Annotated in this window: 9 protein-coding genes and 1 pseudogene; 6 read left to right on the top strand and 4 right to left on the bottom strand. The window is 71.7% G+C overall.

All coding sequences use genetic code 11. From position 1 onward, the window contains the following. Both ACRDP3_RS21560 and ACRDP3_RS21555 read right to left on the bottom strand, forming a co-directional pair. On the bottom strand, nucleotides 1-953 hold a 953-nt coding region (locus tag ACRDP3_RS21560), incomplete at its 3' end, for an alpha/beta fold hydrolase (protein WP_431518629.1). A gap of 2 nt (nucleotides 954-955) precedes the next feature. Beyond that, nucleotides 956-2,554 carry a flavin-containing monooxygenase gene (locus tag ACRDP3_RS21555; protein WP_431518630.1) on the bottom strand — a complete coding sequence of 533 codons (1,599 nt, stop codon included), beginning with the start codon at nucleotides 2,552-2,554 and terminating at the stop codon, nucleotides 956-958. A gap of 208 nt (nucleotides 2,555-2,762) precedes the next feature. On the opposite strand from ACRDP3_RS21555, the gene ACRDP3_RS21550 reads away from it, so the two are divergent. After that, nucleotides 2,763-3,662, top strand: a complete 900-nt coding sequence (locus ACRDP3_RS21550; RefSeq protein WP_431518628.1) for a MerR family transcriptional regulator — start codon at nucleotides 2,763-2,765, stop codon at nucleotides 3,660-3,662. Between the two features lies 1 nt (nucleotide 3,663). Here ACRDP3_RS21550 and ACRDP3_RS21545 read toward each other — a convergent pair whose 3' ends face one another. Beyond that, nucleotides 3,664-4,467, bottom strand: coding sequence for an exodeoxyribonuclease III (locus ACRDP3_RS21545; RefSeq protein WP_431518627.1), 804 nt, complete (start codon nucleotides 4,465-4,467; stop codon nucleotides 3,664-3,666). A gap of 24 nt (nucleotides 4,468-4,491) precedes the next feature. Between ACRDP3_RS21545 and ACRDP3_RS21540 the strand changes: the two genes are divergently transcribed. Then, nucleotides 4,492-4,968, top strand: a complete 477-nt coding sequence (locus ACRDP3_RS21540; protein WP_431518626.1) for a GNAT family N-acetyltransferase — start codon at nucleotides 4,492-4,494, stop codon at nucleotides 4,966-4,968. On the opposite strand, the gene ACRDP3_RS21535 is transcribed toward ACRDP3_RS21540, so the two are convergent. Continuing rightward, a complete protein-coding gene (locus ACRDP3_RS21535) occupies nucleotides 4,950-5,870 on the bottom strand; it encodes an ACP S-malonyltransferase (protein WP_431518625.1) in 921 nt (306 codons plus the stop codon). The genes ACRDP3_RS21540 and ACRDP3_RS21535 overlap by 19 nt on opposite strands. A gap of 241 nt (nucleotides 5,871-6,111) precedes the next feature. Between ACRDP3_RS21535 and ACRDP3_RS21530 the strand changes: the two genes are divergently transcribed. The 4 genes and pseudogenes from ACRDP3_RS21530 to ACRDP3_RS21515 all read left to right on the top strand — a co-directional run. Then, nucleotides 6,112-6,921, top strand: coding sequence for an SAM-dependent methyltransferase (locus tag ACRDP3_RS21530; RefSeq protein ID WP_431518624.1), 810 nt, complete (start codon nucleotides 6,112-6,114; stop codon nucleotides 6,919-6,921). Continuing rightward, nucleotides 6,918-7,430, top strand: coding sequence for a GNAT family N-acetyltransferase (locus ACRDP3_RS21525; RefSeq protein ID WP_431518623.1), 513 nt, complete (start codon nucleotides 6,918-6,920; stop codon nucleotides 7,428-7,430). The genes ACRDP3_RS21530 and ACRDP3_RS21525 overlap by 4 nt, the downstream gene beginning before the upstream one ends. 67 nt (nucleotides 7,431-7,497) lie before the next feature. Beyond that, a complete protein-coding gene (locus ACRDP3_RS21520) occupies nucleotides 7,498-7,992 on the top strand; it encodes an HIT family protein (RefSeq protein WP_431518622.1) in 495 nt (164 codons plus the stop codon). An 87-nt stretch (nucleotides 7,993-8,079) separates the two neighbouring features. Continuing rightward, nucleotides 8,080-8,407, top strand: a pseudogene (locus ACRDP3_RS21515) (phospholipase); the annotation flags it as partial.

The raw sequence follows: 8,407 nt of genomic DNA, 5'->3' as shown, positions 1-8,407 counted from the left end.
TCGGCGGTGGTGGGGCGGCCTGGGTGATGGAGATGTTCCCGTACGAGCCCCCGCAGCACCCCTGCCACCTCCTCCGGGGTCTCCAGCGGTGTCATGTGCCCGCGTCGCGGCAGCTCGTGCAGGCCGCGGGTGCTGTGCGGCAGCGCGGCCACCAGCTCGCGGGCGAGTACGGACGGGGTGAGCCGGTCGTGCGTACCGGCCAGCACGGCCGTCGGCGGGGTGAGCCGGGACACGTTCGCCGCCAGGTCGAGCTCGGCGAGCATCCGGCCCCAGGCCCCGCGCACGCGATGCGGGCAGGCGTGCACGATGCGGGCGACGGCCGTGACCTGCTCGGGGGTGGCGTCCGGGCCCAGCGTGCCGTATTTCAGCGCCTTCTTGGTGACCGGCGACACCGGCCCCATGGGCGCCCGCGACGTCAGCAGCAGCCGGTGCGCGCGGACGCGCCCGCGCTCGGAGCGGAAGGGGAGCACCCGGGCCTCGGCCGGCAGCCGGTGCGCCCCGGTGTTGCACAGCATGAGCGCGGCTGCCCGCTCCTCCAGCTGGGGCCGCCCGGCGGCGGCGATGAGCGTCATCGCCCCCATGGAGTGGCCGCCCAGCACGGCCCGTTCGCCGGGCCGCAGCGCCGCGTCGAGCACGGCGCACAGGTCGTCGGCGAGGACGGCGGGGCTGTAGGCGTGCGGGTTCGCGGCGGGTGTACGGCCATGGCCGCGCTGGTCGTAGACGATCACTCGGTGCCCGGTGGCCGTCAACTCCCGTATGACGGGCGCCCAGAAGGCGATCGAGCAGGTCCAGCCGTGGACGAGCAGCACGGCCGGGTCGCTCTCGCGCCCGTGCACCTCGACGTGCAGGCGGGCGCCGTCGGCGGAGGTGGCGGCCAGTTCACGGGCCGCGGCGGGGAGTTCGTACGGACTGCGGTTCGCCGGGGGACGGCCCGTCGCGGTGAGGCGCACCATCGTCAGCCCTCCTCCGCCGCGTGGAAGGCGGCCGTCGCCGCGCCGCGGCCCGCCGCGCCCGGCACGGTCACCTTGCCCTTCGCGGGACTTGCCGCCGAGCCCGCGCCCTGGGCGGACACGCGCCGCACCTCGTACTCCTCCAGCCTGACTTCCCTGGTGACGTTGCGGAACTCGGCGGTGGTGCCGGGCCATACGGTCGTGTTGCGGCCGTTGGCGTCCAGGTACCAGCTGTCGCAGCCGGTGTTCCAGACGCTGCGCTCCATGCGGTCCTGGATGTGGGCGTTCCAGGCGTTGACGGCCTCGGGACGGGGGTCGAGCGCCGCCTTGCCGGCCGGGCCGCCGAGGGTGTCCAGCTTCTTGACGTAGTCGACCATGTAGTTCAGCTGGGACTCGATGATGAGGATCATCGAGCTGTTCCCCAGGCCGGTGTTGGGGCCGATGACCGTCATGAAGTTGGGGAAGCCGGGGGCCGTACAGCCGCGCAGCGCCGCCATCCCGCCCGACCAGCTCTCGGCCAGCGTCCGGCCGTCCGCGCCCTTGACGCGGTGCGCGATCGGCATGTCGGTGACGTGGAAGCCGGTGCCGAAGATGATCGCGTCCACCTCCGCCTCGGTGCCGTCGGCGGCGACGAGGGTGTTGCCGCGTACCTCCTTGAGGCCGGAGGCGACCAGGTCGACGTTCGGCTCGGCGAGCGCCGGATAGTAGTTGTTGGACAGCAGGATGCGCTTGCAGCCGATGCGGTACCCGGGGGTGAGCTTCCGCCGCAGGTCCCGGTCCTTGACCGCGCGCCTCATGTGGCTGGAGGCGAGCCTCTCGATCAGGCCCAGCATCTTGGGGTGCTTGGCGAACGCCGTGACCTGCATCTCCCGCATGCCCCACAGCAGTTGGCGGCGCAGATAGCGGGTGGCGGGCAGCATGCCGTGCAGCCGGTGCTCCAGTCCGGTGATCTTCCGGTCGACCCGCGGCATCACCCACGCCGGGGTGCGCTGGAAGAGAGTGAGCTTCTCCACCTCGGGCTGGATGGCCGGCACCACCTGGATCGCGGAGGCGCCGGTGCCGATGACGGCGACGCGCTTGCCGCTCAGGTCGTAGTCGTGGTCCCAGCGGGAGGTGTGGAAGACCTTGCCGGTGAAGCCGTCCAGACCGGGTATCTCCGGGATCTTGGCGTCCGAGAGCGGCCCCGTCGCGCTGACCACGAAGTCCGCCGTCAGCTGGTGCCCCTGCCCGGTCGTGAGCGTCCAGTGCAGCTCCTCGGGGTCCCAGCTCATCAGCTCGACCGCGGAGTTGAACCGGATGTGCTGCCGCAGCCCGAAGGTGTCCGTGACGCGCTCCAGGTAGGCGCGGATGTGCTCCTGCCCGGAGAACGCGCGCGGCCACTCGTTGTTGGGCGCGAAGGAGAAGGAGTAGAGGTGCGAGGGTACGTCGCACGCGCACCCCGGATACGTGTTGTCGTGCCAGGTGCCGCCGACCGCCTCCCGGCGCTCCAGTACGACGAAGTCGGTCACTCCGGCGCGGCGCAACCGTACGGCAGCCCCCAGGCCGCCGAATCCGGATCCGATCACCGCCACCCGTACGTGCTCGTGCTCGCGCTCGGCCGCCATGCCGCCGCCTCCCGGTGTCTGCTTTCGCCGACTGCTTACCGCGCCAGTAATCACTGGCATGGTGGGAGCGTAGGGCAGCGGGATACCGATGGGTAGGGGTCTCGCGCCGGAAGTTACCGCCGGTTGCACCCAGGCCGCCTGCCCCCGGGCTCCCCTCTCCGGGCACACGTCCAGGCAATCCCCTGATCCGGATGGTTAAGCTGCCCGGGTGGCCGACGACAGCGAGCGAGCAGCGAGCACGGACCCGGGCGGCGGGTCCGACGCCGGTCACGCCGGTCACGCCGGTCATGGCACCGGCAACGACGCCGGCAACGGCAAGCGCGAGTTCCGTACGGCCGAACTGGCCGAGCTGGCCGGGATCACGACCCGCACACTGCGCTTCTACCGGGAGCGCAAGCTGCTGCCGCCGCCCCGCCGGGACGGCCGCATCGCTTGGTACGACGAACACCACCTCGCCCGGCTGCGCACCATCTCCGGCCTTCTCGCCCGCGGCCACACACTGGGCGGCATCGCCGATCTGCTCGGCGCCTTCGAGAGCGGGCGCGACTCCCACGGCACGGCCGAACTGCTCGGTCTGGAATCCTCGATGATCACCCTGTTCGCCGAGGAGACGCCGATCCGCCTCACCCCCGAGGAGCTGGCCGACTACTACCAGGGCGAGGTCACCGTCGAGAACCTCGCCGCCTCGCTCGACATCGGCTACATCGCCGTCGACGGCGACGAGTTCATCCACATCAGCCGCCGCCTGCTGGACGCCTCGTCGGCACTCGTGAAGAAGGGCATCCCGCTCGCCGCCGTACTCGCCGCGGGGCGCGGGCTGCGGACGCAGACCGAGGCCATCGCGGAGGTCTTCGCCGACCTCTTCCGCACCCACCTGCTGCCCGCGGAAGCGGCGGCCGCCACCGCCGACGGCGGACTGGACGCCGACTGCCTCAACGACCTGCTGACCCAGCTGCGCCCGCTCGCGAAACAGGTCGTCGAGGCGGAACTGGGCCTCGCCCTGGACCGCCGGGTACGGGCGGAAGTCGAACAGTGGATCGGCCAAACCGGCCACCCCACCCCGGAACCCGACGCCCCGGCGAACCGACCGGGACCTGGCCCCGGGTGACCTAGGAGTCGAACGTCGCCGTCACCGGGGCGTGATCGCTCCACCGTTCCGCGTGGCTCGGTGCCCGCTCGACCTCCGCCTTCATCGCCCGCACGGCCAGGCCCGGCGTACCGCACACCAGGTCGATGCGCCAGCCCGAGTCGTTGTCGAAGGCCCGCCCCCGGTAGGACCACCACGAGTACGGCCCGGCGACATCCGGGTGCAGCGCCCGTACGACGTCCGCGTAACCGCCGTCCGCCGGGTCCAGCACCCGGGAGAGCCACTCCCGCTCCTCGGGCAGGAAGCCGGCGGACCTGCGGTTCGCGCGCCAGTTCTTCAGGTCCGCCTCCTGGTGGGCGATGTTCCAGTCTCCGCACACCAGGACCTCGCGCCCGTCGGCCGCCGCCCGCTCCCGCAGCCGCCGCAGATACGGAAGGAAGGCGGCCATGAAGCGCTCCTTGTACTCCTGCCGCTCGGTGCCGACCTCGCCCGAGGGCAGATACAGGCTGGCGACGGTCACACCCGGGAGATCCACCTCGGCGTACCGGCCCGAGTCCTCGAACTCCGCCGCGCCGAAGCCGATCCGCACCTGGTCCGGCTCGCGCCGGGTGAGCAGGGCCACACCGGCCCGCCCCTTGGCCGCGGCGGGCGCGTACACCGTGTGCCAGCCGTCGGGCGCGCGTACGGCGTCGGGGAGCTGGTGCGGCTCGGCCCGGACCTCTTGCAGACACACCACGTCCGCGTCGGTGGCGGCCAGCCACTCCTGGTAGCCCTTCTTGGCCGCGGCCCGCAGCCCGTTCACGTTCACCGTCGTCACCTTCAGCATCCGGGTCACTTTACGATGACCGGTATGCGAATCGTTCGTGTGCGCTACGACCATCCCGACGCGATGAAGCTCAACGACGACGTGCAGCAGGAGTACGCCGAGCGCTACGACGACGAGGGCGACATCACCCCGCTCGACCCCGCGATGTTCGAGCCGCCGCACGGGCTCTACCTGATGGCGTACGACGACGACGGCCGGCCCGTCGCGACCGGTGGCTGGCGCTCACAGCACCGGAACGAAGAGGGCTACTCGGACGGGGACGCCGAGATCAAGCGGATGTTCGTGGTGCGGGAGGCGCGGGGGCTCGGGCTGGCCCGGCGGATCCTGGCCGTGCTCGAGGAGGACGCCCGCGCGGCGGGCCGTACCCGCATGGTCCTGGAGACCGGCACCGCGCAGCCCGAGGCGATCGCGCTGTACGTCTCCTCCGGATACGAGCCGACCGGGAAGTTCGGCCTCTACCGCTTCGAGGCCGCGAGCCGCTGCTACGCCAAGCCGCTCTGATCGGTACGCCAGGCGGGCCCGGCATGCGGGTCGGACGGCCCCTGACCGGCTCCACCCTGACCGAACGTGCCCGGACCGAACCCGATCGGGCCGAACTCGCCCAGCCCGGCCGCGTCCCGGTCGGCTGAGCGCTTACCGGGCCGGCCGGTCGCCGAGCGCACCAGCTCCGCTGCCGTGGCGATACCGTGCTCCTCCACCGACACCGCCGCCATACCCGGCAGTTCCGCGGCCACCCGGCCGGTCAGCGCCCGCCCGGGCGGCAGCTCGACGCAGCAGCGCGTCCCCTCCTGCGTCAGCGCGACCGTCATCTCCTCCCAGCGCACGGGGAGGGCGACGGACCGGGCCAGGTCGTCGAAGACGGCGTTGGTGTCGCCGCGCAGGCAGCGCCCGAAGACACCGCTCACATACGGCACGGCCTGCGGGCGCCGCGGGATGGTCGCCAGATGCTGGGCGAGCCGGACGGCGACGTCCCCCTCCGGCTCCTCTCCGCGCTCCAGCAGCAGGCCGCGCAGCCGTACGGCCCGCAACGCCTCCTCGAAGGTGAGCACCTCCGCGAGTACGGCCGCCGCGTAGCCTCCGACATCGTGCCCGGCGACGAGGGCGGGCCGTACCTCCTCGTCCTCCACCAGCGCGCGCGCACCGGCCACGCCCGCGACGAAGAGCGCGATGTGGCAGGCCACCGGCGACCGTTCCAGTGCTTCCGCCGTGTCCAGCTCGGCGATGCTGTCCGCGTGCTCCCCGCCGGCCCCTGCTCCGGTCCCCGCACCAGAACGGGCCACCAGAGCGCGCAGCGCCCCGTCCGCTTCGGCCAGCACGGTCGCGGACGCCGTGGTGTCGGGCAGCCGGTGCAGCATGCCGGGCCGCTGTGAGCCCCGGCCGGGGAAGAGGAACGCGATGCTCATGGAGGTCAGCCTGGCCCCCGCCGTACAGGCGGCGCCAGTGGGGTCTCCGTTCCCGGCACGGCGAACTTCCCTCGTCACCACGGCAACCGGTCCGAGGCGCCCCTGATTCCGAATCACCCGGGCGAGGGACGCCCGGAGCACCGCTGCGGGACCACTGCCCGCCACGGCAAGGTCACTTTCGAACAGCTCGGTGCGACAAACCCCTCACGATCTGTCGCCGCCCCGTGTGAAGCTGACCCCTATGAATACTCCCCAGGACCCCCGGCTGGCCGAGAAGATCCGGTCGGACCAAGCGCATTCGGCACGCGTCTGGAACTACCTGCTGGGCGGCCGGGACAACTACAGCGCCGACCGCGAGGTCGGCGACATGATCCTGCACGCCTTCCCGGGCATCGCCCGTATCGCCCGCATCCAGCGCTACTTCCTCGCCCGCGCGGTCCGCTTCCTGGCCGCCGAGGCCGGGATACGTCAGTTCCTGGACATCGGCACCGGGCTGCCGACCGTGGACAACACCCATGAGGTCGCGCAGCGCGTCGCACCGGAGTGCCGGGTCGTCTACGTCGACAACGACCCGCTCGTGCTGGTGCATGCCCAGGCCCTGCTCACCAGCAGCAAGGAGGGGGCCTGCGCCTACCTCGACGCCGACGTACGCGACCCCGAAGCGATCCTCGCCGGCGCGGCCGGAACCCTCGACTTCACCAAGCCGGTGGCGCTCACCCTGATGGGAACGCTGGGGCAGCTTCCCGACTCCGACGACCCGTGGTCGATCGTGGCGCGGCTGCTGGAGTCGCTGCCATCCGGCAGCTATCTGGCCGTGACCGACGGCTCCGACACCAACGCCGCGCTCAACGAGGCCATCCGCGTCTACAACACGAACTCCGCCAGCTCCTACCACCTGCGCAGCCACGATGCCATCGCCCGCTTCTTCGACGGCCTCGACGTGGTGGAGCCCGGCGTGGTCACCACCACGATGTGGCGACCCGACGTCGCCGACCCCGAGGAGGACGCGGCAGAGGTGGAAGCGATCTGCGGCGTCGGACGGAAACGTTGACGCCGACCGCGCCCGCGATCATCGACACCGAGCGGCTGGTGCTGCTGCCGCTGCGGGAGGAGCACGCCGAGGAGATGGCCGTGGTGCTGTCCGACCCCGCGCTGTACACCTTCACCGGCGGTGAACCCCCGGACCCCGAGGCCCTCCGGGCGCGCTACGCATGCTTGACCGCGGGGTCCTACGATCCAGCCGTCTCCTGGGGCAACTGGGTGATCGGGTCACGCGCCGAGAGCTGCCTGACGGGATACGTCCAGGCGACGATCACCCTCGACGAGGGCGGACGGCACGCGGAGATCGCCTGGGTGGTCGGAACTCCCTGGCAGGGACGGGGTATCGCCACGGAGGCGACCCGGGGAATGGCCGGCCGGCTGCGTCAGCAGTCCGTACGGGACCTCATCGCCCACATCCATCCGGACCACCGGGCCTCCGCCGCGGTCGCCACGGCCGCCGGACTCGCACCCACGGACCGATGGCACGACGGCGAGGTCAGATGGCAGCGCACACTGTGAATCATGGACCTCGACGAACTGCGGCGCCGGGTCACTGCGCGAGTCGCCGACGTGACAGGAGACGACGTTGACCGACCGCCGGCCGATGGATCTGCGGGCGTATGAGGAACGGATGCGGTCGGGACCGTGCTTCGTCTGCGCGTTCGTCGCCGGCGACCCGGACTTCCGTCACGAGACGGTCTACGAGGACGACGACCACATCGCCTTTCTGGACCGCTGGCCCACGCTGCCCGGCAAGGTCCTGGTCGCGCCGAAGCGGCACATCGAGCACGTCGTCCGTGACGTGGACGAGACCGCCTTTCTCCGGCTGATGCGAGTGGTCCGCAGGGTGGCGCTGGCCGTGGAGGAGGTGCTGGCCCCCGAGCGGACGTACCTGCTGTCGCTGGGCAGCCAGCAGGGCAACTCCCACCTGCACTGGCACATCGCGGGACTCCCGGAAGGCGTCCCCTACGGGCAGCAGCAGTACCACGCCCTCATGACGGAGAACGGCGTGCTGTCCATGACACCGCTGCAGACCGCCGACATGGCGGCACGGCTGGGCCAGGCGATCCGCCGGATGTAGGCCCGGGGTCGGCACCGCCTCGCTGGGGCGGAGATGGCGCAACAGCGCCCTGTGGAAACCGGGCGCACCGTGCTTCGATTCTTTGTCATGACCCTGAGACGCCGGCACTTACTCAAGGGGGTGGCCGCGCTGTCGGCCACCACGCTGCTGAGCACGGCGATGTCGGTGGAGGCCCGCGCGGCCGCCGCCGAGGCGCCAGGACCCGAGGCGTGGATGTCGCAGCTCCCCGACGGGGCGGTCTTACGGGATCTGACGATCCCGGGCACGCACAACTCCGGTGCGCAGTACGGCGGTCCGTGGGCCGAGTGCCAGAACACCGGCATCGCGGCGCAACTGTCCACCGGCATCCGGTTCCTCGACATCCGCTGCCGACTCTTCGAGGGCTCCTTCACCATCCACCACGGAGCCGCCTACC

This window comes from Streptomyces sp. (genome assembly GCF_050698815.1).
GTDB lineage: Bacteria > Actinomycetota > Actinomycetes > Streptomycetales > Streptomycetaceae > Streptomyces.
The sequence above is the reverse complement of the archived record's forward strand: the minus strand, read 5'-3'. Positions and strand labels throughout refer to the sequence as shown.

Coding starts and splice junctions, on each gene's coding strand:
- ACRDP3_RS21555 (WP_431518630.1), bottom strand. CDS start 2,554: ATGGCGGCCGAGCGCGAGCACGAGCACGTACGGGTGGCGGTGATCGGA.
- ACRDP3_RS21545 (WP_431518627.1), bottom strand. CDS start 4,467: ATGCTGAAGGTGACGACGGTGAACGTGAACGGGCTGCGGGCCGCGGCC.
- ACRDP3_RS21540 (WP_431518626.1), top strand. CDS start 4,492: ATGCGAATCGTTCGTGTGCGCTACGACCATCCCGACGCGATGAAGCTC.
- ACRDP3_RS21535 (WP_431518625.1), bottom strand. CDS start 5,870: ATGAGCATCGCGTTCCTCTTCCCCGGCCGGGGCTCACAGCGGCCCGGC.
- ACRDP3_RS21530 (WP_431518624.1), top strand. CDS start 6,112: ATGAATACTCCCCAGGACCCCCGGCTGGCCGAGAAGATCCGGTCGGAC.